This is a genomic window from Hominisplanchenecus faecis, assembly GCF_020687205.1.
In the GTDB taxonomy this organism is placed as follows: domain Bacteria; phylum Bacillota; class Clostridia; order Lachnospirales; family Lachnospiraceae; genus Hominisplanchenecus; species Hominisplanchenecus faecis.
This window is the reverse complement of sequence record NZ_JAJEQE010000018.1, coordinates 27117-50996: the sequence shown is the minus strand read 5'-3', so window position 1 is coordinate 50996 and position 23880 is coordinate 27117. Positions and strand designations below refer to the sequence as shown.

The window sequence follows — 23880 nt, the reverse complement described above, 5'->3', positions numbered from 1 at the left end:
CCGTTCATAGTTGCAGATATTCCAGAGTTTGGAAGCTGCATAACACATATGCCCTATGATATTGGAATATTCCGGCCCGATTTTTACAGATGTTCTGTGTGACAGCAGCATCCCTCTTCCTCCCCTCAGACAGTAACACGGATCGGTATTTACAGTCCGCTTTAAATTAATACAACTTGCTCTGATGTTCAATATAACGGCGGATATTTTCCTCACAATTACTCTGATACTGAAAGCCCTCACCAAACCTTCCGATCTTTTTCTTTGAAACCAATTTTTATTTACTCACATTTTGAAAATATATCGTTGATTCATTTATTGCAAACAAAAAATCAATTTTTGAGAAATCAGCTCTTGATAATGAATCAAAGTCTACTGTCTCTATAACGAAACAAAGAAATACCCAAGATACGTTGGTAAAAATTCATTATCCGCCAAACTAAACTCTCGGCATCCTTATTTTCAATTTTGAAATCAGATTTACTTAATCCGTTTCTGAATATCCTCAACAGATGGCAGTTGCTTTTCCAGATCATCCGGCAGACTGCTGGTTATTTTATATTCACTCACACCAATCGGCTTTGAAATATCCTTGAGCGAATATTCTGCAACCACATTATTCTTGCTTTTGCACAGAAGCAAGCCAATGGACGGATTGTCCTGCTCTTTTTTCAAAATGCCATCCACCGCTGACAGATAAAAATTTAGCTGACCGGCATATTCCGGCTTGAAGTCACCGGTTTTCAATTCAATAACCACATAACAGCGAAGATTCAAGTTATAGAATAACAAATCAATGTAAAAATCATCCCCGCCTACATTCAGGTGATACTGATTACCCAAAAATGCAAATCCCGTTCCAAGCTCCAGAAGAAGCTTTGTGACATCCCGAACCAGTGCCTGCTCAATATCCCGTTCAAGCATATCTTCCCGGAAAGGAATAAAATCAAAGACATATGGGTCTTTCATGGTCTGCACCGCAAGTTCACTTTGCTGAGACGGTAAACGGTGCTCAAAATTTGTGACCCCACGGAATTTGTGCAACAACCTGTTGCACAAATTCTCGGTCTGAATAAGTCTCAGCGAATTTTGCCATATACTTCAAATTACGAACAGAATAACCTTTGCTTTCTGGAAAAGCGATCCGAATATCTGCTGCAAGGTTATCAATAAACTTGTTTCCCCATGATTTATGTTCATTGATTACGCAACCAATATCATAATAAAGAAGCAGCATGTCTGCATTTACATGAACAGCTGCACGGTATTGTGCCGCAGTAATTTCGCTCTTGATATTTTCGATAATGGAAAGATACTCAGCCGTATTCATTAACATACTCATCGCCTCGCTTTCGCATAATTCTTATCATTATTTTTTCTCTTAATATGCAATTCTAAAATAATCCAGGTATGCTTTATATCTATCTTGTGCTGTCAAGCAAGTATCAGTCAGATACCCTTTTTCATTATTCCATTCTTTCAATCCTCGATATCATAATAAAGGAGCAATAAATAGATTTTTTATTTAATTATATATTTAGTACCTCTTCCTTTCCCTTCAACAACTACTAAACCTCTTTTTATCATATTTTTCAGCAACTGTGTTGTCTTTGATTTGCCAAACGGTACATATGGTGCAATTTCGCTTATTGGTTTTAACATAGTCTCACTTAAAATTTGGTAAACAATTTTTTCGTCTTCAGTTAAATCAACATTATCTTCAAATATAGGAAGCACAATCTTTATTGCGTTCTCAGATACTTCAAAACCTGGTTTGACCAAAGCTTTTTCATAAAGTTGTTTTATTCTTATAATTCCTGTTCCGAATATTTCTACAAAACCCAATCTGTAAAATACGTTTGCAAGATTTCTGTTTCTCAAAATTGAAAGTTTCCCAGACAAATATTCCTCCTCTGTTATTCCTGATGGAAGTCCTCCTGGAGATACGATTTCAATTCTGTCATCAAACATAGAAACTCTGATCTGCGATGCCACGTCCCATGCCCTGTGAATCAACGCATTTGCAATCGCTTCTCTGAATGCAGCTTCCGGTATTTTTTCCACTTTCTTCCTATCAGCACTTTGTATCACTTCGTACTGATAATACTCCCGGAATACAGAGATTGCCTTTTTGTATACTTCTAATACGGAGATGTTTTCAAATGTTATTCTTCTCTGAATGATACTGATACTTTCTCCAAATTTAACAATATCAATTCCCGGAAAATGATTTTTATCTGCCAAAAGACCTGCTGTATTATTATAACCATTTATGTTGTCATATAAATTCAATGTTTTTAATGTATCCTGATTAAAAGTTTCAAGCTGAATCATTTCTTTTAATTTGCAATGCAAAACTTCAAAGGACAATGCTTGATCTTTACACGTTAATTCCTCAAATCTGATATTTTTTCCCTCTAAAATAAGCCTTGAAAATTCCAGTGTATCTACCTCTATCGTTGCAGTATCATTTCGTTTGTATGCTTTCGATTTATATAAATACGGTTTCTGGAGTCCACTTTTTATCGTCAGTTTTATTATCTGATCATTGTTCTGGATTTCAAGCATATAGTTTGGTTGAGGTGAAATACTGTCATTGATTTTATTTTCAATGTCAAGGCAGGCCTGCTTCACATCCAGCAATCCTTTGATATCTCCATTATCATCAATTCCAAAAAAGATTGTTCCGCCATCGTAATTTGAAAAGGCACTGACTGTTTTTAAAAAAGTATTCGTAATCGTTTCCTTGAATTCTACTATTCTTGTTTCACGCATATTGAGCACATCCTTTTCAATTTTTTGATTATATTATACCCAGAAACAGTCAAAAAAACAATCGCAAAATTTTGTGATTGTTTTTTTGATTATTTCACCACATACCTATGAAATGTAACCGCCAAATAATCTGGCAGATTTTCGAATCATTAGCTTTCTTTTATAATTCAGCCATTTCCTTCTGTGTTATCATCCTTCATCACCCTTTCCATGAAATCCTTTCTTCTATCCTTTGCAATCTGTATCTATTTCCCTTCTCTTGAAGAATCCCCAATAATCCGAATATCTGCTGCTCATCAAATATCAAATTCTTTTTTCAGCAGATCTACAAAAAATTCTGCTGTCTGTTTATCAAACTGAATCGATTGACTTATCTTTTCTGGATTTTCACGATCAATTTTTCCATATGTATCTATCTGTACATATCTATTTCCAGCTGCATCAAATACAGTATACGTCGTATATACTTTATCATGTATTATTTTATTCCCTGGTGCATTTTCTGGTCGTCCTTTATTTGGTTTATTATCACCATAATATTTTACATATCCATGCTCAGAGTCATAGCGATCATACCATGGTGTTTCTTCACTTTCCGCCTTTCTTGGCGTACTGGAGATAATAATCAGCGGGCAGCGAGACTCACCATTCGGACCCGTAATACTCTGAACATTGTGAATCCCCTTTTGAAACTGAAATCCAATCCCCGGTGTTCTCGATTCATAATAAAAATTATCAAGCCCATCAACTTGTGGCGAGTCCTGCTGCGGCGGCCTTGGCATTCTGTAAACTCTTCCTATTTTCAGCACTCTATTATCCTCTCCATCTTTTGTATATGAAACGTATCTTTTTCTATGTTTTTTTATTTTACCATACGCATCAGCAAAAGTAAACGTTTGTTCGTCATTTCCTTTACATGCCGCTTTTCTATTCCTTAAATCAATCACATTTAGAATAACCGAACAACCAGACAGCACCTCTCACCTTGCCAATTTTATGATCCCATCACATCAAAAAAGAAGCTACCGTATGATAGCTTCTTCCTTCTAAATAATATGTGCTTTCACATACTCCACAAACTGTTTTGCTTCTTCCGGCAGATCGCCATGAAGTCGTTTTACATAAGCAAACGTCATTCTGTTTTTCATGCCTCGGATAGGGATTGCATGGATATCTTTCGATCCGGTCAGAATATCCGGGAAGCGTGCACTGCTGATATTGGCAAGGGATGTCGTCAAAATGATCTGTGTCAGAAGACTGCGGTTATTGGTCACCATCACCTGCCTCTGGTTCTGATAATCAAGATAATCCATTCCGCCTTCCATCAGATGCATCTCAGGTCTGTTGTAAAAGTCCTGGATCTGCACATATTTCAGAGATTTCAACTCCCGCTCAGCCACACTTTCTGCACCGTAAAGCGGATTTTGTGGTCCTACATAGAGAATGGGTTCCGTCTGGCCAAGAGCTGTGAATTCCAAATGTTTTCGTTTGATCATCTGAAGATAGGCGATCATCTGTCTCTGATCTGCATAGAAAAATCCTATGTCGAACGTACGATGATGCAGCGACGGGAAAATTTCTTCCACTGTACTGTCCCGATACCAGACTTTCAGATTTTTCTCTGCTCTGCCTTCACAGTAGGCACCAAAAAGTGTTGCAAACCGGTCACCTGCGGCAGAAATCACACGCAGCACTTTCTCGTCTTCTTCCACTGCTGCATGAATTCTGGACGCATCCACCAGCATATTGCAGGCATATTCATAAATCTTTTTACCGGACTCTGTCACTTCCACACCACGTGCTTTTCGTTCCAGAAGCTGCACGTTCAGTTCTGTTTCCAGATTTTTGATGGATTTACTGATATGCGGCTGTGTGGTATACAGCATCTCTGCTGCTTTCTTAAAACTTCCGCTCTCCACACTGACCACAAAATACTGCAGCTGTTTCAGATCCATAATTTCCCCACCTTTCCGTCATTCTGTTATCTCGAAATATGTGCCGCATCCCGGTGCCAGAGCAGCAGAAAAGAAACTCCTGCCGCAATCCATGAAGCAATATAAATCATAACAATACATTCCATCGTTCCATAGACCGGAAGTACCAGCAGGATACCAAGCACTCGCAGCAGGCAGATGGCCAGCAGCGTGGTGATCATAGGCCGTATCGTATCTCCCGTGCCGCAGCAGGCACCGGAAAATGCTTCTGCAAGGGCATAGAAACAGAAGAACGGTGCCATCATCCGGCTGTAAGTTCCAACCAGTTCTGAAAGGGATGCTGCATCCTGAGAAGATACAAACAAAGGTGTCAGCATCTGTGCAAAGAAAAACAGTCCCACACTGATCAGTATTACGGCACCGGCAGACATGGCTGTTCCTGCCCTGACTCCTTTTCGGATCCGCTCCGGATTTCTGGCTCCCAGGTTCTGTGCCACAAAGGTGGTCAGTGCCGGGCCCATGGAATCAGATATAAGCCAGATCAACATATTCATTTTATCACAAATTCCCCAGGCTGCAATCTGATCTGTACCCATCGTGTTGACACCGGCCTGCACAATACTGTTCGCAATCGGAAACAGCATAGACTGCAGTGCCAGCGGAAATCCCAGTCTGATCATCTGGCTCATATGCTCTGCACAGAAATGCGGCCACCAGAGTGGCTTTTCTTCTTTGCTGATATGAAGCGTTTTCCGGAGCATATAAAACGTAAGTACCACGCTGACAATCTGTGAGAATACCGTTGCCAGAGCTGCACCGGCCACTCCCAGATGCAGCACACCCACCAGCAGAAGATCTCCCACAATGTTGATAACCGCACAGCAGATCAACACATACAGCGGACGTTTGGAATCTCCGTATGCACGCAGGATTCCGGCTGCCATATTATAAAGTACCATGGACCAGATACCGCCAAAATAAATGCAGGTATACGCAAAAGCTCTGCCATAAACCGTCTCCGGCACGGACATAACGTTTAACATCCACGGAGTCAGAAGAACGCCGCCAACAGAGCAGATCACACCAAGGATCACTGCCACCGTGCAGGCCGTACGGATGGAGCAGTGCATCTGCTTCTCATCTTTGGAACCGCAATGTCCGGAAATGATGATTGTCGCACCGGAAGCCAGACCATTCATGAAATTCAATGGAAATTTAAATAGCGTATGCACGGAATCGATCGCTGCCAGTCCCAGTTTTCCTGTAAACTGTCCAACCACCACTGCATCAATGGTCACATAAAGCTGCTGGATCAGACTGCCCACAATAATAGGCAGTACGAACAGCAAAATACCTTTTCCAACGCTGCCTTTCGTGAGTGTATGTTCCTTCATATCTATTTCCTTCTCTGTACCGCAGAATCAAAATCCCACGCACCTGCAAGTTTTTTCAAATCATCTAAAGTTGCATTCGAATTATGTGCTTTGCACACTTCCAGAAGGTCTTCATAGCTGTAAGCATTTAAGGTAATGCCGGAAGACAGTTCATATTTTTTCTGAAAATCCTGATAACTGGTAGAAACCCAGAATCCCTGCTGAATCGTAAAAGCCTTTCCATCCTCCCGGAAATCCTCACTGTATCCTGTCACTGCATTGTACATGGCTGCAAATGCCGGTCCGATGATAGACTCATATTTACCGCACAGATACTTCAGATTGCCGTTTTTAAAGAGTCTTCCATTGGCCTGCGTATAACAGTCAATCGTTCCAAGACTGGCATCTTTCAGAGAGTCTGCAATGGTCTGCACCGGAATCGTACTCATGACCACACCTGCCGGGTCTTTTTCAAACGCTGCAACTGCCTTCTCTCCCACATCCGTCACGCCGATGTAACCCGGAAATACCGTTACTTTCAAAGCTCCGGCCTCCATGCTGACCGGTTCGGAAGCAGACGCAAGCTCTGTGCTGCTCTGGTCAAACTGTACGCCGTATGCTTTCTGCAGGGCATCAAGCATACCTTCTGTACGCTGTTCGTGCATGACATTGCTGCCTGCCCCTCCGCTTAAGATAAAGTAGCTGTCAGAAATTTTCTCTTCCGCAAAATAAGCGGCCATATCATATCCTGCCTGATACTCCATCTCGTTCCCCGGTCCGAAATATCCCAGGAAATATGGATTGTCAGCAACCTTGTCAAAATCTTCCGGATCTGTGGTACTGGACGGACGGAGATAATACACTCCGCCGGATGCACAAAGTTCTACTTCCTTTTCCAGATCAAAGCTGTTAAATGCGATAATTCCTTCCACACCTTCCTCAATGGCATCCTTCAGGAACTCCATCTCCTCTTCTTCTGTAGTTATCCCCGCAGAATACAGGAAGTCCACATCTGAAAAATTTTTCCCAAGATAACCTTCCATATACTGACGGAAGGCCTGTACCTGTTCATCCTTCAGATCATAAACGATAACACCGATCTTGTGAATAGGTTGCTGCTCATTTTTGTGTCCGCAGGAAGCTATTGCTAACACTATAATCAGTGCCGGCAATAATGTTGCAATTTTTTTCATTTTTTTCACCGTTATTTATCCTCCTTATCAAACAGATGACAGGCCACTTCGTGATCTGCTCCGATCTGATGGAGTTTCGGTTTTTCCGCCGCACATTTTTCGGTTGCTTTCGGACAACGTCCCCGAAACGGGCAGCCTGCCGGCACATCCAGCGGGCTTGGTGCCTCGCCCTTGATCTCTTCAATCGGTTTGCCAAAATCCATGCCGATATCAAAAATGGAGCCGATCAGTGCTCTCGTATACGGATGTACGGCATGTTCTGACAGATTTTTTGCAGGGAGCACTTCCACTACATTTCCCAGATACATAACTGCCACTTCATGTGCACAGGACTGGATCAGTGAAATATCATGGCAGATAAAACCGATGGTAATATTTTTTTCTTTCTGAAGTTTTACGATCAGTTCAATGATCGTCTGCTGTACAGATACATCCAGTGCAGAAGTTGCCTCATCAAGAATCAGAATCTCCGGTTCCAGAGCCAGAGCACGGGCGATGGCTACACGCTGACGCTGTCCGCCGGACATATTGTGCGGATAACGGTCTGCAAAATCTCCCGGCAGCTCTACCATTTCCAGAAGACGGCGGCAGGCTGCATCCTTCTCACTCTTCCTGATACGGTTAAAGTTCATAAGAGGTTCGCATACAATATCACGGATCTTCATTTTCGGGTTGAAAGAAGAGGTCGGATCCTGAAATACCATCTGGATATTCTGACGGTTCTGACGCAGTTCTTCCCCCTTCAGTTTGGTAATATCCTTGCCGCGGTAAAGGATCTCTCCCTCGGAAGGAGTATCCAGTGATACCAGAAATCGCATAAACGTAGATTTACCGCAGCCGGATTCACCTACCAGTCCCAGTGTCTTTCCTTTGTAAAATTTCAGATTAATATCATCATTGGCAACCAAAGTACGTCCGCCGGACGCCGGGAAACGGCGGGTAACATGCTTCGCTTCCAGAACAACTTCATCATGTTCAAACATAAGATTCCCCTCCCATAGAAGGTACCGCACTTAACAGTCTGCGGGTATAATCATTTTCCGAGTGATGCAGGATATGGTCGCGGTCACCCTGATCTTCAATATGACCGTCTTTCATAACCACGATGTAGTCAGACATATAAGCTGCCACACCCAGGTTGTGGGTAACAACAATAATACCGGTTCCGTAATCATCCCTCAGTTCCATCATCTGACGTACGATCTGTGCCTGAGTCGTTACATCAAGTGCACTCGTCGGCTCATCCGCCAGCAGAAGCTTCGGCTGATAGGTCATTCCCATAGCAATACCTACACGCTGACGCATACCGCCGGATAACTGGAACGGATAGGATCTCATAATATTATCCGGACTTGGAAGACGCATCTTTTCAAGCATTTCCTCTCCTTTTGCCCATGCATCCTTTTTCGAAATCTTCTCGTGAGTCTGAAGATATTCAGTAAAGACCGCACCGATTTTCCTGGTCGGGTTCATCATGGCACCACTGTCCTGAAAAATCATGGAGATTTCACTGCCTCGCAGATTCCTCCACTGCTCCTGTGTATTCTTAAGGAGAGATTTCCCATTAAAAAGGATATCTCCTCTGGTTACTTTACCGCCTCCGGCAAGAAGTCCGAGAACCGCACGGATCACAGTAGTCTTGCCGCTTCCGCTCTCTCCTACCAGACTGACGATCTGACCCCCGGCCATATCGAGACTGAAATCCACAACGGTAGGAACGTCTTTATAAGCGATTGTAATATTATCAATTTTCAGCATCTTCCTGCCTCCTTACTCATCTCTCGGATCCAGGATATCCCGGATGGAATCTCCCAGCATATTAAATACAACAACGACCAGGAAAATAGCAAGTCCCGGATAGAGCATCATCCACGGTGCAGACTGCATGCAGGCACGTCCTTCATTCAGCATATAGCCCCATTCCGGTGTCGGCGGCTTTGCACCAAATCCGAGGAAAGACAGAGCTGCGATCTCCAGCATCATACCACCAACATCCGTAGCCGCTGTAATGATCAGCGTCGGCAGTGCGTTCGGAAGCATATAACGAAGCAGCATATACGGTGTTTTCGAACCTGTCACAACTGCCGCTGCCACATAGTCACGGTCACGGATCTTCATGACCAGACTTCGTGCCAGACGGGCATATTTTGTCCAGTTAACGGCCACGATCGCAATAATGGCATTTCGGATACTTGCACCCATGATACCTGCAACGGCCAGAGCAAGAACCAATCCCGGGAATGCCAGCATCATATCTGCAATACGCATGAGAATCGCATCAATCTTACCGCCAAAATACCCGGCAATAACACCTACTACACTTCCTACCAGGAAGATCAGGATAACCACGCCAAACGTAGAAGTCAGGGAAGCACGTGCTCCGTAAATAACACGTGCATAAATATCACGGCCCATTTTGTCCGTTCCGAAAATATGCTCTTTACTCGGTGCTTCCAGTGCTTCTGTAAGAGATCCTTTCAGCGGATCAACGCCTCCTGTCAGTACCGGTGCAAAAACAGCTGCCAGGATGATCAGAACGGCAAGAATCCCAAAAAAGGTAAACTGCTTATGTTCTTTCATAAATTTTAACGTCTTTTTCATGTTCTCACCTCTTCAATCTCATCCGCGGATCAATATAAACATAGGATGCATCCACAATCAGGTTAATGACCATATAAATCAACGCCATCCAGAGCACATAACCCTGAATCAGGTTATAATCACTGGAAGTAATGGCAGTAACGGCCAGATTTCCAAGTCCAGGATAAGAGAAAATTACCTCTACAACACTGGTACCGCCAAGAAGACTTCCGATGGACAGACCAAGCATCGTAATCAGCGGAAGCAATGCATTCGGAAATACATTTTTCCAGATGATGGTAGAACGTTTTACACCTCTGGCTTCTGCACCGATGACATAGTCCTGACTCAGTTCCTCCAGAACTGCTGTCCGGACCTGTCTTGTATATTTGGATGCCATTGCAATGGCCAGCGTCAGTGCCGGCAAAAACAGACTCTTGAAGTCACCGCCGGAAGCGATAACCGGGAAAATCTGAATCTTTACACACAAAAGCAGCATCAGAAGAAGACCTACCCAGAAGTTTGGCATGGCACATCCAACGAAGGTTACCGCACGGCAAATATAATCGATAATTCCATCTTTATGCAATGCAGAAGCAACGCCAAGCGGCACGGATATAACCAACATCAGGATCAATGACATCAGTGTCAGTTTCAGCGTCGGAATTACACGGGCTGCCAGCAGCTCTACAACCGGTTTGTTCAAGCTGTAGGATTTTCCAAAATTGCCATGCAGACAGTTAAACAGCCAGCGGAAATACTGGGTGAAAAACGGATCATTCAGACCCATCTCGTCTCTGGTCTGCTGTACCAGCTCTTCTGTCGGCATGACACCGGTAGCGGAAAACATGTTACGAACCGGATCTCCCGGAGACAGGTAGGTCAGCAAAAACGTCACGAAACTGATACCGATCAGCACGATCACAATCTGAAAGATTCGGCGAAGAATCTGTTTCTTATTCAAAACAATAGCTCCTTTCTGTTAAAATTCAAGCCAAACGCATGAACCCCTACGTGCGGAAATACCCCCACACTGCCGCCGTAAGGGGCACGGATGGGGGTAATCAGTTCTTAAACTTACTGAGCCGGGGTAATCTCGGTGGTCAGCCAGTAATAGTCTGCAGTATGGATATGTGCATTTCCCACATTTTTAGAGTAGATCATGGAAGAGTTGTAGTAACCGTCGATCAGAACAGCTGCATCATCTACCAGGATCTGCTGCATCTGGAAAATCAGATCTGCACGCTTGTCCTCATCCATCTCGCTCTTCAGCTGTTCAAACAGCTTATCATATTCCGGATTGGAATATCCGCAGTAAGTAGTGTCCGTTGCCCAGTTTGCCATGTATGCATATGGGTCTCCGGTACCTACGGTGATCCAGTTATTATTGTTGAAATCATAGTCTCCGGCAGCAAGTTTGCTCCACTGGTCATCGGAACTGCCGTAATCTGCGGTGCATCCGATACCGATCTCTGCCAGATACTGGATATGTGCATTGGAGAAATCATTCAGCAGACGGTTCTCATAAGAAACGTAGTGCAGGTTGATGTTTTCTCCGTCGATCTCACGGATTCCGTCTCCGTCCGTATCTACGATACCGGCATCGTCAAGGAGCTTTTTCGCACCTTCCGGATCATAGGTATATGGGTTGTTCAGTTTGTCGTATCCATAATTTAACGTAGACGGCAGTACGGAGAATCCCGGCGTATACAGATCTCCGATCGTCTTGGAATGACAGATGGTGTCATAATCAATCGCCATCAGGATTGCCTGACGCAGAGTCTTATTGCCAAGAACACCGTCAAAATTCATCCAGCTGAAACCACAGCGAACACCGGAAGCGATGTCTACGGTGAAATCAGGGTTGTCTTTGAAATCCTGAATATCCGATACGTTGGTGATGTTCTCTACCAGATCAACCTGTCCGCTCTGCAGAGCCATGGTCTTGGCAGAAGCATCACCCATGTACATCAGTTTTACTTCATCATACGGAACTTCCTCACGGTAGTTCGGGTTCGCCACCAGATCGTATCCAACACCTACGCCATTAAAGGTATCGATCATGTACGGACCTGTTCCGATCGTACCATTATCAAAGTTTTCGGTATCTGCCACATCAACAATTCCCATGGTCGGATGTGCCAGCTGTCCCGGAAGGTTTGCATACGGCTGAGTGGTCTGGATGGTCAGAGTGTTTGCCTCATCATCAGCAGTTACCGTTGCCTCAAACTCCAGATATTTCTGAGGTTTTGCAGAACCACTCGGTCCCATCTCTTTCAGATACTCAAAATACTCTTTTACTTTTGTCGGAGTCAGATCGCAGCCATCAGAGAATTTGATACCGTCTTTCAGAGTGATGACCCACTCGGTATGCTCGTCATTTACCGTATAACTCTCTGCCAGCCATGGCTCAACTTCCATGCTGTCGTTGAATTTGAACAGACCCTCGGTGATACCGTAACGCATAGCGTTCCATCCGCCATTCTCATCCGTAACGGTATTTACAATACCATCGGTATACATCTGACATCCGAAAGTAAGTACTTTCTTATCTCCGGTGCTTGCCGCGGAAGTGTCGCTGCTGCTGTTTGCGGCAGAAGTATCGCTGCTGTTGTTATTGGAAGTTCCACCGCCGCAGCCCGTCAGTAAAAGTACTGCTGCAAGAGTTAAACTGATACATTTCTTTTTGTTTCTCATAATTTTTTATCCTTTCTCCTTTCATCTGCTCCGACTAAGATAAAATTCCGTGCAAAAAAAGCCGGATATACATCCGACTTTATTCTCACCCCTCAGCAGGTATACTATTCCCATAAATATAACATGGAATTTTTCAGGTAAGAATTTCTCGTCTTCCGCAAGAATTCTCTGTGACAAAAAATAAGCAGGTCTCCTGACTTCAGCATTCACACCCAAAGCACCTTCCCAAAAATTTCCAGTGGTATCCGCTCTGAACCAGCTATCACAGTGACGGGATCGTTCCGGACTCTCACCGGATTCCCTTTTCATCGAATGTATATTCGAACTTATTTTCTGCGGCTTAAACGCCGACTATATGAACATATAGTTTTATATTCACACCTTTTTTATATTTTGTCAACGAAACACATATTCCTTTTTGTTATATCTTAAAAGATTGATTTTTCAGATATTTGACATCATCTCGGGGCTTCCTATCCATTTTCCGATTCTGTTTTGTCATAAAAAGTTTGATTTTCTTGTAAAAATATTCTTCTCCACAAATTGCATCCGCCGCATATATATTCCATTTCGGTATATATAGCAATCATCATGAAGTCACTTTTCGACGGTGTGAAATTTTTTCTGTAAATTCAGATCTTCAAATTTTTTTGTATCCCTTCCTGATCCGCAGCCAAAATCCAATACGCTGTTTCCATGCAATGCACACTGAAAACGTTCCTGTATATCACTGAAATCGTACCCTGTACAAAGGCATCTGCATTCTGGTCATAATATTTTAATGTTTCATCAGTCATCAGTCATTTCTACCCTCATCTAATTTTCTGAGTCAAGAAACAAATATAAGGTTTTTCATTTGTCAGTCAACTCATTCCATATTTCTATTTTACCCCCACATACTCCCAGGTCACGGTATCCAGCAATAAAAACTCCTGTGTTCCGATCGGTCTGCCGTCCCGGTAGGTGGAAAATACATCTGTACTGATCAGATTTTTTTCTCTTGTTATTTCATTCATCGGCGTATGGCCTACTACCTGAAGCAGTTTCCGCGGTTTATACAAACGTATGCCTGGTCGCTGCGGACGCAGCCAGATAGGCGACATATCGTTCCACATCTCTATTCGTCCCAATTTATTGATTTCTTCCACAACCGCATCCACATCGTGGTATTTGGATTTTGGGACATATTCCTCAACAAAATAATTCAGCACGCCGCCATGGGAAAACAGTACATTGTCGATCTTCTGAACAAATTGGATCGGATGATCTTCCGGAACGGTCCTGCGAAGTTCCAGCAGCTTTCTCTGTACTGTTGCGGATGCCATGGAACTGTAGCCACTCTCCAGACAATGCCAGAAGTAACTGAGGTCATGATTGCCATAACACCATGCTGTATCCAGAAATTCCAAAGCAAACCTTATCGCTTCGTCGTAGGTCTCTTCATAAAGTGCAATGTCATATTCTCTGTCCCAGTCATCCAGAATATCCATCAAACATACCGCACGATCTGCTTTCCCTGTATCCATCAAATCTGCTGCCTGCCGGAACATCTGTGGTTTCAGATGCACATCCGGAATTACTAAAACTTTCATTTATCTCACGCTCTCTTTCTCTTCTGTAATTTTTTTCAACTTTCCAATCGCTTCTTTTATCCAGATTTCTGTAACTTTATTTTCTTCTGTCTCCGGATCGTTTTCTGTTATTTTTCTTTACTGTACGGATTCTCTTTACAGATCTTTCAGTCTCACTCCGCCTGCTGTTTTCCAGTCCATATTTCCGTTTGAGGTATGTCCGAGGATCACTGCGGATGCGGCTGACGGAGCACTGAACTCGTAATTTCGGACAAATTTTCTCTCTGAAATCACACCGTCTGCTTCCAGCTTATTTCTCAGATTGTAGTATGTTTTTCCTCTTGTCTCCAACGATGGAACGATATGATCCGAAACAATCGAATCCTTCAGCACGGTAAATCCTCCGGCACTGACAAAACCTTTTGCATTTGCACCGGATCCTTTGCAGTACAAATAAATGGTATCGTCTGTTGCCTGTGGTGCCGGAAGCAGCACTTTATAGCCAAGCGTGCTGATCAGGATTTTTACGTTTTCGATAAATTCTTCCATCACTGCGACCTGTGATTCTTTCATCACAGTATTCTTATAGGTATTTTTGGTAAGGACCACATAACTTTTACTGTCACGTGCGATTTCTACCAGGCGATTTTCCAGATAACGGATCAGTGCTTTGTTCAAATCTCTTCCGACAAAGATCACCGCTGTATTCCAGTAATATTTTTCTTTCCCTGTCTGATAATCTCTCAGATGCTGGTTCAGTCTTTCCAGTACATTTTCTGCCTCACCGATGTATACGGAGGCATCTCCGTCCTCTTCCTGGCAGAACAGAAAATAAACACCTGCCCCTTTCATATCTTCCCGGTCGCAGTTGTGTACTTCTGTTCTTGGGATCTTGATTGCTTTTCCGTATGCCATATTCTCTTTTCCTTCTTATTTTCTCTTAATCGCTTTATCTCAATATCCTCTCCATCTGTTCTATGATCTCCTGCACTTCATAATTGATCAGGCAGTTCATAAGATCAAAGGATATTTCTTTTCCTTCTCTGCCATACTGTTTTTCGTAAGCGGCTGCTTTTTCTTCGTCGTGGTCTTTGTATCTGGATTTTCCGATCAGGTAGGCATCGGAGTTGGCATAATCCGGATAATCTTTGGCTTTCTGAATAAAAAAGCTTTCTCGTTTCTGCAAAAGATCGCGTTTCAGTCTGCTTACGTTTTCCAGAAAGGTGGCTGTGACTTCCGGATAATGCTCTTTGATGTAAATGAGATTTCGGTACAGGCAGGTTGCACTCTTTTCCATCAGCCTGCGTTCTTTTTCATTTGGGAAATCTTTGTACTCTTCCGGCCGGACGGACTTTCCTTCGATGGATCTTTTCAGTTCATCCAACCAGTAGGTGTGTCTTTGTATATTGTCCGGAAACATAAAATAGGTGGAAAATTCGTGGTCGATCATCGGTGCAAGCCTCAGGATCTGTCCGGATGCATTGCACACAAATGCAATATTTTCATAATGATAATTCTGATCGCCTTTCAGGACGGAGATCAGGATCTGCATTGCCAGATTTTCTGCGATCTCCCGGTTTTTCTGAAAATAATCTGCTTCCAGAATTTCGGTGTAATCATAAAACATCTGACAGTAATTTAAGTAATCATCGATCTGAACTTTGTCATCCGGATACGCCCGGAAAAATTCAAGCAGATTTAAAAGATGCTCTCCTTCTTCGTAGATCATCGGAGATACGGTCCCGTAATCATAATATTTGCCGCACTCTGCCTCATATCCTCTGCAAAGGGCAAGCTGATACTGCGGTGCCGGAATAAAATAGGCATCGATCACCCAGGACCAGAATACTTCTGCATAGGCAAACAACGGCGTAGAGAGCGGCTTTGATTTTGTGAGCGGTTTAAAGACCATCCGTCCTTCAAACACCGGGAAATGTTTTTCTCCGCTGACCACACCGACGGCCTCCGCTTTCAGATTTCCTGTTCTTTCTGCATAATTATAAATCTGCGGATCCCAGTTTATTGTTTCCGGATTTGCCCTACCATTTTCTGTTTTATTTGTCTGCTGTCTCATACGAACCCCTTCGCCATCGCTTCTGCGGTCTGTGTGGAATAAACGGTGTATTTGTCAATGATTTCTGCCGGAACGCCCTGCATGATCTTCGCTTCGTTGCAGTAAGTGACAAAGGCACCTTTGAGCACCGCCGATGAGCCTTCCGTATCCGTGATCAGGGATGCAATCTGCCCGGATGTTGCCGATTCCATCGTGGTGATCGTCATCTTTTTTTCGATCAGCAGTTTTGTCAGTTTCCGGTAATCTTCTCTTATTTCTTTTTCATCATATTTTTCTGCCATGCTCAAACACTTCCTTTATTTATGATCTCTTTTTAGGGATAAAGCTGTCAAAAATGATCACATCAAATGTTTTTTCTGCTTCTTCCAGTTCCTTCTGGTTTTTTATGGTCCATGCAACATTCTCCGGTTTGAAAAGTTTTCTGCACAGAGTATAGGAAAAATCCTTTTTCCATAAATGGTTATACGCAATGAAATCCGGTTTTGTAAGAAAATTCAGCATGAGATTTGACAGTAAAAATTTTTCATACCATTTTCTGTTAATCTTGTCTTTAAAATAATTTGTGGAAAGCTGTCCGCGAATGATCTCCGGTCTGTGATCTTTGAACCATTTCACTGCAAACGGATGGAACGATTCCATACAGTAACATCCTCGATAAGAATCCATTCTTTCTGCCATAAGCTGCGTTGTTTTTTTCCAGTCTCCTTCTGATTTCACCTCAACGATCAGCGGAACTTTTCCATCTATCACTTTGAGAACCTCATCAAACAGCGGAATTTTTTCGTCTGATTTTGCAAGCCGGTAATGTTTCAACTCATCATAAGAACATTCCGTAAGCTTTTTGTCAAACCCACACATTCTCTGCAGTGTTTCATCATGAAAAACAACCAGTCGGTTGTCTGTTGTCAGCTGTACATCCAGTTCAATGCCATAGCCCTGCTGTACCGCTCTTTGAAATGCCGGGATGGAATTCTCCGGTGCTTCCGATTCGTTATCAAAATAGACCGCGGCGGTCTTTCTTTAAAATCACCGGAATTCAAAAAGATACACAGACCATTTCCGTATTCTCTGGAAAATACAAGTGGGATCCCCGACTCTGTTTCAAAATACACATCAACATCTTCTGCAACTTTTCCCCAGCATATTTCTGCGTCATGAAGCACAAAATCTTCCGGCAGATTGCTGAATCTGTCTTCTTCCAGGCATTCCTCCGTCTTATGGTAATGTACCGTTTCTGTCTGCTCAAAATTAACGATCTTACATCCAAACATGTTTTGCAGCAACTCATTCTTGGTCCTTCTGTAGATGACATCGTGTGCACCGATCAGTTTTCCTCCTTTTCGCACATACCTCACCAGCGTTTCATTGATTCGCTTCGCCGCATAAATATTGGAAGAAAACTTGGTACAATCGGTGACGATCAAAATGATCGCATAAATTTCCTGCAAATTTTTCGAAAGAATTTCCACCGGTTCACTCATGATCTCAATAAAATAATCATCCAGTTTCAGTTTGTTCACGATTTTTTCAATGATCGCATCATCAAAATCCGCCCAGAATAAAATGTGGCTCTTTTTCTCCGTGATCATTTTTTCTTTTGATGAATTTGTCAGATATTTTATAATTCTCGCTAAAACGCCCTCAAAGAAGTCAAAGGTCACGATCACGCCATTATAATTTTTTAATTCTTTTATATCTTCCGGTATATTTTTGCCCCACTCGAATCCTTTCATCATGATCGGAATAATATTTTTTCCCTGTCTGATCGCATAAGCTACTTCCAGACGCAGCCAGTCATCTTCATTGACGCACCGCTCCAGAGAATTTGGCGGTAAAATCACCAGAACATCATTACACTCATCGATCACTTCCAGAAGTTTTGCATTAAATTTTCCGGATGAGAGTGATTCTATATCATAAAATACTTTATACCCCAATGCTGACAGCTTTTCGTTTAAAAGATATGCCAGGGCTTCTCCTCCACTTCTTCTGTCTTTTCTCCAAAAATCGTTGCAAATTTATCCTACTTTTCAGTATACATCATATTTTCTCAAAAGAAAATGATTGCCTGAGCAAAAATCTATGCTATAATTTAGAACAGTTCACAGGGTTCCCAAAGCTGGAATCCTATGATGGATAACAGAAAATTTTTAACAGGAGATGTAAGAAAATGGAAAAAATCCGAATTGGTATTGTTGGCTATGGCAACATTGGACGCGGCGTTGAGCAGTCCATCAAACGCAATGATGATATGGAACTGAAAGCAGTTTTCACAAGAAGAGATCCTGCCGGTGTTTCTATTCAGACTGAAGGTGCTGTTGTAAAGCATTTCGATGATATGGAAGCTATGAAAAATGAGATCGATGTTATGATCCTCTGCGGCGGTTCTGCTACCGATCTGCCGGTCATCGGACCAAAAGTTGCTGCTTCTTTCAACACGATCGACAGTTTCGATACACACGCAAGAATCCCGGAATATTTTGCAAGCGTAGATAAGGCTGCAAAGGAAGGCGGAAACATCGGCATTATCTCTGTCGGCTGGGATCCGGGTATGTTCTCTTTGAACCGTCTGTATGCAGAATCCATCCTGGTTCAGGGAAGCACTTATACATTCTGGGGCAAGGGCGTAAGCCAGGGACATTCTGACGCGATCCGCCGTATCGAAGGCGTTAAAAATGCGATCCAGTACACCGTTCCGATCGAATCTGCCATGGAACAGGTAAGAAGCGGAAGCGAACCGACACTGACTACCAGAGAGAAACATTTAAGAGAATGTTATGTCGTTGCGGAAGAAGGTGCAGATAAAGCTGCCATCGAAAAAGCGATCAAGACAATGCCGAACTATTTCGATGAATACGATACAACCGTAAACTTCATTTCAGAAGAAGAATTAAAGGCTCATCACAGCAAGATGCCGCACGGCGGTTTTGTGATCCGCACCGGTGAAACCGGATGTGAGGGCAACAAGCATGTGATTGAATATTCTCTGAAGCTGGATTCGAATCCGGAATTTACTGGAAGTGTTCTGGTTGCTTATGCACGTGCTGCATATCGTCTGTCCAAAAAGGGCGAATCCGGAGCGAGAAGCGTATTTGATATCGCACCGGCTATGCTGTCCCAGAAAACACCGGAAGAACTGAGAGCTTCGATGTTATAAACTTGTTTTATGGCCTGGTTTCCTGAAGCGTTTGTAAAGTCAGAAAGCAGAGCACAGGACGGATATGAATTCCGCCGCTGTGTCTCTGCTTTCGTTTCGTTCTGACCCTATTTTCAACTGACAGTTGAATTTTTCTTTATCTGTTCTTCTGTATCAATATCAGAAAATTCTTCTTCATTTTCTATCTCCACGTAACAGCACTCATGCTTTTTCAGAACAGACCTTCCGCCCTTATCGCCTTCCAGCTGCATCAGTTCCGGGATCAGATCTGCCCGGAACATACAGGGATTGCCGACTCTTTCCCCACAACACAGAGAGAACGTCGGCGGCTGCGAAGTATATCCCTGTCTGAATCGCTGGCCTGCTGCCCCAATCATTGCTTCGATGCTCTGCTCGCTTAAGTTCGGCTGATCGGCAACTGCGAACATCAGATAATCCCACGTTCTTACATGCTCTGTCTTTCTTTCAAAAGAACTCTCATTCTTTACAAAGCAATGCTCTTTTCTCACAAAATCATGTGCTTCCTGCACCAGGCAAATTTTCTTCTTTACAGAGTCATATATTTCCCCAACTGCACGGATCCCTGCCTTTATCGTATAGGAAACACCAAGTCTGCTCTCTTTGCAGAATACTGCATTCACGCCGGGCTGATTTTGTACTTCCCGACAAATTTCCGGATACTGCGTGACTACCGTTAAGGAAATCTTTTCCGGCTCTTTTTCTCTGATCCGAAGCAGTTTTTCAAATGTATGAAGATACAGTGGTTTTCCCTTCCAGTTCTGGAGCAGTTTGTTTTCATTTCCAAAACGGCGGCTGTTTCCAGCCGCCATATAAATAATGTGTATCATGATTCTTTGACGCGACGGTCGATTTCTTTCCACTGTGGATCGAGCATGCTCATCAGAATCTTTTCCGGAGTGAACGGTACAGTTCGGTGCCATACTCCGGTCGCACGGTAAATCGCATGGGCGAGTGCCGGTGCCGGGGTGTTGATCACGATCTCACCGATGGATTTGACACCAAACGGACCGCTTGGCTCGTAGCTGGTTTCAAATTCTACATTGATCCTGCCCATATCCAGACGGGTCGGGATCTTGTACTGCATAAAGCTGTTCTCTGCGATTTTTCCCTGTGCGTTGTAAGTCACATTTTCATAGAGTGCCATGCCGATTCCCTGGCCGATACCGCCTTCCGCCTGCACTCTGGCAAGGTTTGGATTGACCGGGATACCACAGTCGATCACGGCCTGATAATCCAGGATCTCAATGCTTCCGGTTTCTTTGTCCAGCTCGATCTCAACCATTCCGACCATGTAAGGAGGCGGGGATACCGGGGAAGAATACGTGGCTGTCACATCCACAGGAATCGTATTGTTGACCTGCGATTTTGTGGCAATATCCACAAGACTGACGGACTTTTCGCCGTCGGTCAGGTAAACTTTCTCACCGTCAAAATCGACTTCTTCCGGTTCACACTCAAGCATGCCGGCACCGATCTTTTTGATATTTTCCCGCAGCTGCAGTGCCGCATTCTGCGTTGCCATTCCTGTCACATAAGTGGTGGAAGATGCATATGATCCGGAGTCGTACGGAGAGGCATCCGTATCTGCCCCGAAAACGGAAATCTGATCTACATCACAGTCTAGCACTTCCGCTGCCATCTGTGCAAGGATTGTATCGCATCCCGTTCCCATGTCGGCCGCTCCGATCATCATGTTATACGTTCCGCCGTCACCAAGTTTTAAGGTACAGGAACCGACATCGACATTGGAAATACAGGAACCCTGCATTGCCAGTGCCATGCCTGCTGCACGCACTTTTCCATTGCCCATGTCACGCACCGGATATTTTTCTTTCCAGTGGAAGTTGTCGGCACAGTGTTCGATACAGCGGTCCAGTGCACAGGCATTTGCCGTCTCACCGAAGTAAGCCGGCATAAACATGCCTTCGCGGACAATATTTTTCATACGGATCTCCACTGGGTCCATATGCAGTTTCTCCGCCAGCTCATTGACTGCGGATTCCAGTGCAAAAATACCCTGCGTCGCACCGTAGCCGCGGTAGGCTCCGGCTGCCTGAACATTCGTATAGACTACGTCGCAGGAAAATCTGGTTGCCTCACAGCCTCCGGTATAAAGCGGAAGTGCTTTATGTCCGGAAAGTCCTACGGTCGTAGTTCCATGTTCTCCGTAGGCACCGGTATTGGATAAGGTATAAAGGTCGATAGCCCGGATATGTCCGTCCTTCATCGCACCTAAGCGAACCGTCACTTCCATTTCGTGCCTTGGTGAAGCGATCGTCTGACATTCTTTTCGGCTGTAGATCAGTTTACACGGTTTCTTTGTCATCCAGGTCACAAATGCCGGATAAACTTCGCAGACTGCTGTCTGTTTTGCTCCGAATCCTCCGCCGATACGCGGTTTTTCCGCACGCACCATCGATTTTGGGATTCCAAGTGCGTTGGCAATGATACGTCTTACATGAAAGACGATCTGTGTGGAACTGATGCAGTGGAGACGTCCGTAACGGTCGATCTCGCAGTAAGCACGGATGGTTTCCATATAGCCCTGCTGTGCCGCCTTGATCCTCCAGCTGTGCTCGATCACTTCATCGCATTCGCTTAAAATCTGCTCTACATCACCGTGGGTATCTTCCTCGTGATGCAGAAGGTTGCGTTTCACATCACCGGTATTTCCATAGGATTTCCAGTTCTCCTCCGGATGTACCAGAACTTCGCTATCAAGGGCTTTTCTGAAATCAAGGACCGGCTCCAAAACCTGATATTTCACCTTGATCAGACGCAGTGCTTTATCGACTGCTTTTTCATTTTCACCGGCAACGATCGCCACCGGATCACCCACACAGCGAACCCTCTGATCGAGGATCAGACGGTCATACGGAGATGGCTCCGGATAAGTCTGTCCGGCAATACAGAAGCGTTCTTTCGGCACATCTTTCCAGGTATAGATGGCTTCGATACCCGGAACTTTGGCGGCTGCCACTGTTTTGACCTCTTCTACCAGAGCATGGGCATGCGGACTTCGGAGCAGTTTTACGACCAGACAGTCCTGCGGCACAATATCATCCATAAAGACCGGTTTTCCAAGCAGAAGCTGGTTTGAATCTTTTTTCGGAACACATTTTCCGACCATATGATAATCTTTTCGATCTCGCTTAAATTCACTCATGCTTCCACTCCCTTCCGATATCCGCACCATAAACTTCTGCCTCCAGATCAAGCGGTGCCGCTTCTTTTTTGCTGTTCAGATAGTTGCGGAGCGAACGCAGCTGGCTCTGATATCCGGTACAGCGGCAGAGATTGCCTGATAAATATTCAAGAATCTCTTCGTCTGTCGGATCTGGATTTTCCCGGAGCAGTGCCACGATATTAACAATATAACCCGGATTGCAGAATCCGCACTGGTCGGCACCCTGTGCTGCAAAAAAATCGCTAAATTTCTTTGCTTCTTCCTGGAGGCCTTCTAAGGTATCTACTTTTCTTCCTGATGCACGTCCGATTGGAACGCTGCAGGAAAGCACTGGTTTTCCATCCAGTAAAACGCTGCAAAGCCCGCAGTTTCCGGTCTCACATCCTCTTTTGACGGAAAAACATTTATGTTTTCTGCAAAAATCAAGGAGCACCATATCGGCATCCACCGAATCTGTGATCTTTTTTCCATTTAATGTAATGGTCACTTCCATCAGCACTTTTCCTCCTCTCCATTGTTTTCTGCCACAATCGTATGCAGTGCACGTTTTACAAGCACCTGACAGACGATTCGACGATATGCAGCTCCGGCTCTCATATTACTGCCGAAACGGATCTGCTCTGCAACCTTGGCGGCAAATTTTTCGATACTTTCCTCGTTTATTTCTGTTAAAATGCCTTCTTTATCCCAGACGTTTTCCGCAAGATGCGGTGTAGCTCCGACTGCTGCGACATATCCTTCTTCCCGTTTTGCCACCGCACAGGTCAGCACCGGAAAATCTGTGGACTGGTTTCTCTGACTTAAATACACGACTGCTTTTACCTTTTTCGGTACGATCACGGAAACAAGAATATCCCTTGTCTTTCTTGGCATTTTTACAAACTCATCCAGATCCAAGATGCCTGCATGATGCAGCTGCACCTTTGCACCCATGGCACGGAAGATCGTCATCACATCCGAAAATCCGTAACGTCCCCAGAGACTGCCGCCGACCGTAGCCACATTTCGAAACTGTACACCGACGATATGTTTCACCGACTCGGCAAACGCACCTTTCGTGTAAGTATTTAACGCCTCGTTTGTCTCCAGTTCCCGAAGCGAAACATACGCTCCGATGCGAAATTCTTTTTCATCTTCTTCGATCTGATCCAGACCAAGATCTGACAGATCGATCGCTGTTCCAAACGGCCGCTTCCGCATCTTCAGCCAGAGCATACCGCCGAGAACAAAATTATTTTTTTTCTGGTAAAGCCCATAGGCCTCTTCCAGACTTTCTGCCCTTACGTATTGATTAAAATATCCCATACTGTCCTTTCCC

Annotated in this window: 21 protein-coding genes, 2 pseudogenes and 1 riboswitch; of the genes and pseudogenes, 1 reads left to right on the top strand and 22 read right to left on the bottom strand. The window is 44.1% G+C overall.

The window, feature by feature from the left end:
- Positions 1 to 480: 480 nt before the first annotated feature.
- The 18 genes and pseudogenes from LKD42_RS15365 to LKD42_RS07000 all read right to left on the bottom strand — a co-directional run bounded on the left by LKD42_RS15365 (position 481) and on the right by LKD42_RS07000 (position 18167).
- Positions 481 to 1330: pseudogene (locus LKD42_RS15365) on the bottom strand (PDDEXK nuclease domain-containing protein).
- A gap of 51 nt (positions 1331 to 1381) precedes the next feature.
- Positions 1382 to 1492: pseudogene (locus tag LKD42_RS15360) on the bottom strand (cell filamentation protein Fic); the annotation flags it as partial.
- Positions 1493 to 1521: 29 nt separating this feature from the next.
- Entirely contained in the window at positions 1522 to 2775 is a 1254-nt protein-coding gene (locus tag LKD42_RS07075) for an RNA-binding domain-containing protein (protein WP_147632435.1), read from the bottom strand.
- 296 nt (positions 2776 to 3071) lie between these two features.
- Positions 3072 to 3722, bottom strand: coding sequence for a hypothetical protein (locus LKD42_RS07070; RefSeq protein WP_248835250.1), 651 nt, complete (start codon positions 3720 to 3722; stop codon positions 3072 to 3074).
- 99 nt (positions 3723 to 3821) lie between these two features.
- Positions 3822 to 4730 (bottom strand): LysR family transcriptional regulator, encoded by a 909-nt coding sequence (locus LKD42_RS07065; protein ID WP_147632434.1) that lies wholly within the window; start codon positions 4728 to 4730, stop codon positions 3822 to 3824.
- A gap of 26 nt (positions 4731 to 4756) precedes the next feature.
- A complete protein-coding gene (locus LKD42_RS07060; RefSeq protein WP_147632433.1) occupies positions 4757 to 6103 on the bottom strand; it encodes an MATE family efflux transporter in 1347 nt (448 codons plus the stop codon).
- 2 nt (positions 6104 to 6105) lie between these two features.
- On the bottom strand, positions 6106 to 7284 hold the full coding sequence (locus LKD42_RS07055; protein ID WP_248835249.1) for a type 1 periplasmic-binding domain-containing protein: 1179 nt from the start codon (positions 7282 to 7284) through the stop codon (positions 6106 to 6108).
- Positions 7285 to 7286: 2 nt separating this feature from the next.
- Positions 7287 to 8258: an ABC transporter ATP-binding protein gene (locus LKD42_RS07050; protein ID WP_147632431.1), complete on the bottom strand. Its 972-nt coding sequence runs from the start codon at positions 8256 to 8258 to the stop codon at positions 7287 to 7289.
- A complete protein-coding gene (locus LKD42_RS07045; RefSeq protein ID WP_147632430.1) occupies positions 8251 to 9033 on the bottom strand; it encodes an ABC transporter ATP-binding protein in 783 nt (260 codons plus the stop codon). The genes LKD42_RS07050 and LKD42_RS07045 overlap by 8 nt, the downstream gene beginning before the upstream one ends.
- A gap of 12 nt (positions 9034 to 9045) precedes the next feature.
- On the bottom strand, positions 9046 to 9876 hold the full coding sequence (gene nikC, locus LKD42_RS07040) for a nickel transporter permease (RefSeq protein WP_147632429.1): 831 nt from the start codon (positions 9874 to 9876) through the stop codon (positions 9046 to 9048).
- Positions 9877 to 9880: 4 nt separating this feature from the next.
- A complete protein-coding gene (nikB, locus tag LKD42_RS07035) occupies positions 9881 to 10819 on the bottom strand; it encodes a nickel ABC transporter permease (RefSeq protein WP_147632428.1) in 939 nt (312 codons plus the stop codon).
- A 113-nt stretch (positions 10820 to 10932) separates the two neighbouring features.
- Complete coding sequence (locus tag LKD42_RS07030; RefSeq protein ID WP_173898787.1) at positions 10933 to 12552, bottom strand: ABC transporter substrate-binding protein; 1620 nt, start codon at positions 12550 to 12552, stop codon at positions 10933 to 10935.
- Positions 12553 to 12718: 166 nt separating this feature from the next.
- Positions 12719 to 12897: riboswitch (cobalamin riboswitch) on the bottom strand.
- A 536-nt stretch (positions 12898 to 13433) separates the two neighbouring features.
- Entirely contained in the window at positions 13434 to 14144 is a 711-nt protein-coding gene (locus LKD42_RS07025; RefSeq protein ID WP_248835248.1) for a metallophosphoesterase, read from the bottom strand.
- 135 nt (positions 14145 to 14279) lie between these two features.
- On the bottom strand, positions 14280 to 15038 hold the full coding sequence (locus tag LKD42_RS07020) for a GIY-YIG nuclease family protein (RefSeq protein WP_147632425.1): 759 nt from the start codon (positions 15036 to 15038) through the stop codon (positions 14280 to 14282).
- Positions 15039 to 15072: 34 nt separating this feature from the next.
- Positions 15073 to 16197: a hypothetical protein gene (locus LKD42_RS07015; RefSeq protein WP_248835247.1), complete on the bottom strand. Its 1125-nt coding sequence runs from the start codon at positions 16195 to 16197 to the stop codon at positions 15073 to 15075.
- On the bottom strand, positions 16194 to 16478 hold the full coding sequence (locus LKD42_RS07010) for a CinA family protein (protein WP_248835246.1): 285 nt from the start codon (positions 16476 to 16478) through the stop codon (positions 16194 to 16196). The genes LKD42_RS07015 and LKD42_RS07010 overlap by 4 nt, the downstream gene beginning before the upstream one ends.
- A 19-nt stretch (positions 16479 to 16497) precedes the next feature.
- The gene (locus LKD42_RS07005) at positions 16498 to 17124 is read right to left on the bottom strand and encodes a glycerophosphodiester phosphodiesterase family protein (RefSeq protein ID WP_248835252.1); all 627 of its coding nucleotides are present in this window, start codon (positions 17122 to 17124) and stop codon (positions 16498 to 16500) included.
- Entirely contained in the window at positions 17103 to 18167 is a 1065-nt protein-coding gene (locus LKD42_RS07000) for a toll/interleukin-1 receptor domain-containing protein (protein WP_283094975.1), read from the bottom strand. Before LKD42_RS07000 ends, LKD42_RS07005 begins: the two co-directional genes overlap by 22 nt.
- 200 nt (positions 18168 to 18367) lie before the next feature.
- Between LKD42_RS07000 and LKD42_RS06995 the strand changes: the two genes are divergently transcribed.
- Positions 18368 to 19354 (top strand): diaminopimelate dehydrogenase, encoded by a 987-nt coding sequence (locus LKD42_RS06995; RefSeq protein WP_147632421.1) that lies wholly within the window; start codon positions 18368 to 18370, stop codon positions 19352 to 19354.
- Between the two features lie 113 nt (positions 19355 to 19467).
- On the opposite strand, the gene LKD42_RS06990 is transcribed toward LKD42_RS06995, so the two are convergent.
- From LKD42_RS06990 to LKD42_RS06975, 4 genes are read right to left on the bottom strand one after another with little or no spacing between them, the layout of a single operon-like run.
- Positions 19468 to 20202, bottom strand: coding sequence for a nucleotidyltransferase family protein (locus LKD42_RS06990; RefSeq protein WP_248835244.1), 735 nt, complete (start codon positions 20200 to 20202; stop codon positions 19468 to 19470).
- Entirely contained in the window at positions 20199 to 22541 is a 2343-nt protein-coding gene (locus LKD42_RS06985; RefSeq protein WP_248835243.1) for a xanthine dehydrogenase family protein molybdopterin-binding subunit, read from the bottom strand. The genes LKD42_RS06990 and LKD42_RS06985 overlap by 4 nt, the downstream gene beginning before the upstream one ends.
- Positions 22534 to 23055, bottom strand: coding sequence for a (2Fe-2S)-binding protein (locus LKD42_RS06980; RefSeq protein WP_022119080.1), 522 nt, complete (start codon positions 23053 to 23055; stop codon positions 22534 to 22536). The genes LKD42_RS06985 and LKD42_RS06980 overlap by 8 nt, the downstream gene beginning before the upstream one ends.
- A complete protein-coding gene (locus tag LKD42_RS06975; RefSeq protein ID WP_022119079.1) occupies positions 23055 to 23867 on the bottom strand; it encodes an FAD binding domain-containing protein in 813 nt (270 codons plus the stop codon). Before LKD42_RS06975 ends, LKD42_RS06980 begins: the two co-directional genes overlap by 1 nt.
- Positions 23868 to 23880: the final 13 nt, after the last annotated feature.

Bases quoted from the DNA above. Each gene is read 5' to 3' on its own strand.
- LKD42_RS07075 (WP_147632435.1), bottom strand. From the start codon at position 2,775: ATGCGTGAAACAAGAATAGTAGAATTCAAGGAAACGATTACGAATACT.
- LKD42_RS07065 (WP_147632434.1), bottom strand. From the start codon at position 4,730: ATGGATCTGAAACAGCTGCAGTATTTTGTGGTCAGTGTGGAGAGCGGA.
- LKD42_RS07060 (WP_147632433.1), bottom strand. From the start codon at position 6,103: ATGAAGGAACATACACTCACGAAAGGCAGCGTTGGAAAAGGTATTTTG.
- LKD42_RS07050 (WP_147632431.1), bottom strand. From the start codon at position 8,258: ATGTTTGAACATGATGAAGTTGTTCTGGAAGCGAAGCATGTTACCCGC.
- LKD42_RS07045 (WP_147632430.1), bottom strand. From the start codon at position 9,033: ATGCTGAAAATTGATAATATTACAATCGCTTATAAAGACGTTCCTACC.
- nikC (WP_147632429.1), bottom strand. From the start codon at position 9,876: ATGAAAAAGACGTTAAAATTTATGAAAGAACATAAGCAGTTTACCTTT.
- LKD42_RS07030 (WP_173898787.1), bottom strand. From the start codon at position 12,552: ATGAGAAACAAAAAGAAATGTATCAGTTTAACTCTTGCAGCAGTACTT.
- LKD42_RS07025 (WP_248835248.1), bottom strand. From the start codon at position 14,144: ATGAAAGTTTTAGTAATTCCGGATGTGCATCTGAAACCACAGATGTTC.
- LKD42_RS07020 (WP_147632425.1), bottom strand. From the start codon at position 15,038: ATGGCATACGGAAAAGCAATCAAGATCCCAAGAACAGAAGTACACAAC.
- LKD42_RS07015 (WP_248835247.1), bottom strand. From the start codon at position 16,197: ATGAGACAGCAGACAAATAAAACAGAAAATGGTAGGGCAAATCCGGAA.
- LKD42_RS07010 (WP_248835246.1), bottom strand. From the start codon at position 16,478: ATGGCAGAAAAATATGATGAAAAAGAAATAAGAGAAGATTACCGGAAA.
- LKD42_RS06995 (WP_147632421.1), top strand. From the start codon at position 18,368: ATGGAAAAAATCCGAATTGGTATTGTTGGCTATGGCAACATTGGACGC.
- LKD42_RS06990 (WP_248835244.1), bottom strand. From the start codon at position 20,202: ATGATACACATTATTTATATGGCGGCTGGAAACAGCCGCCGTTTTGGA.
- LKD42_RS06985 (WP_248835243.1), bottom strand. From the start codon at position 22,541: ATGAGTGAATTTAAGCGAGATCGAAAAGATTATCATATGGTCGGAAAA.
- LKD42_RS06980 (WP_022119080.1), bottom strand. From the start codon at position 23,055: ATGGAAGTGACCATTACATTAAATGGAAAAAAGATCACAGATTCGGTG.
- LKD42_RS06975 (WP_022119079.1), bottom strand. From the start codon at position 23,867: ATGGGATATTTTAATCAATACGTAAGGGCAGAAAGTCTGGAAGAGGCC.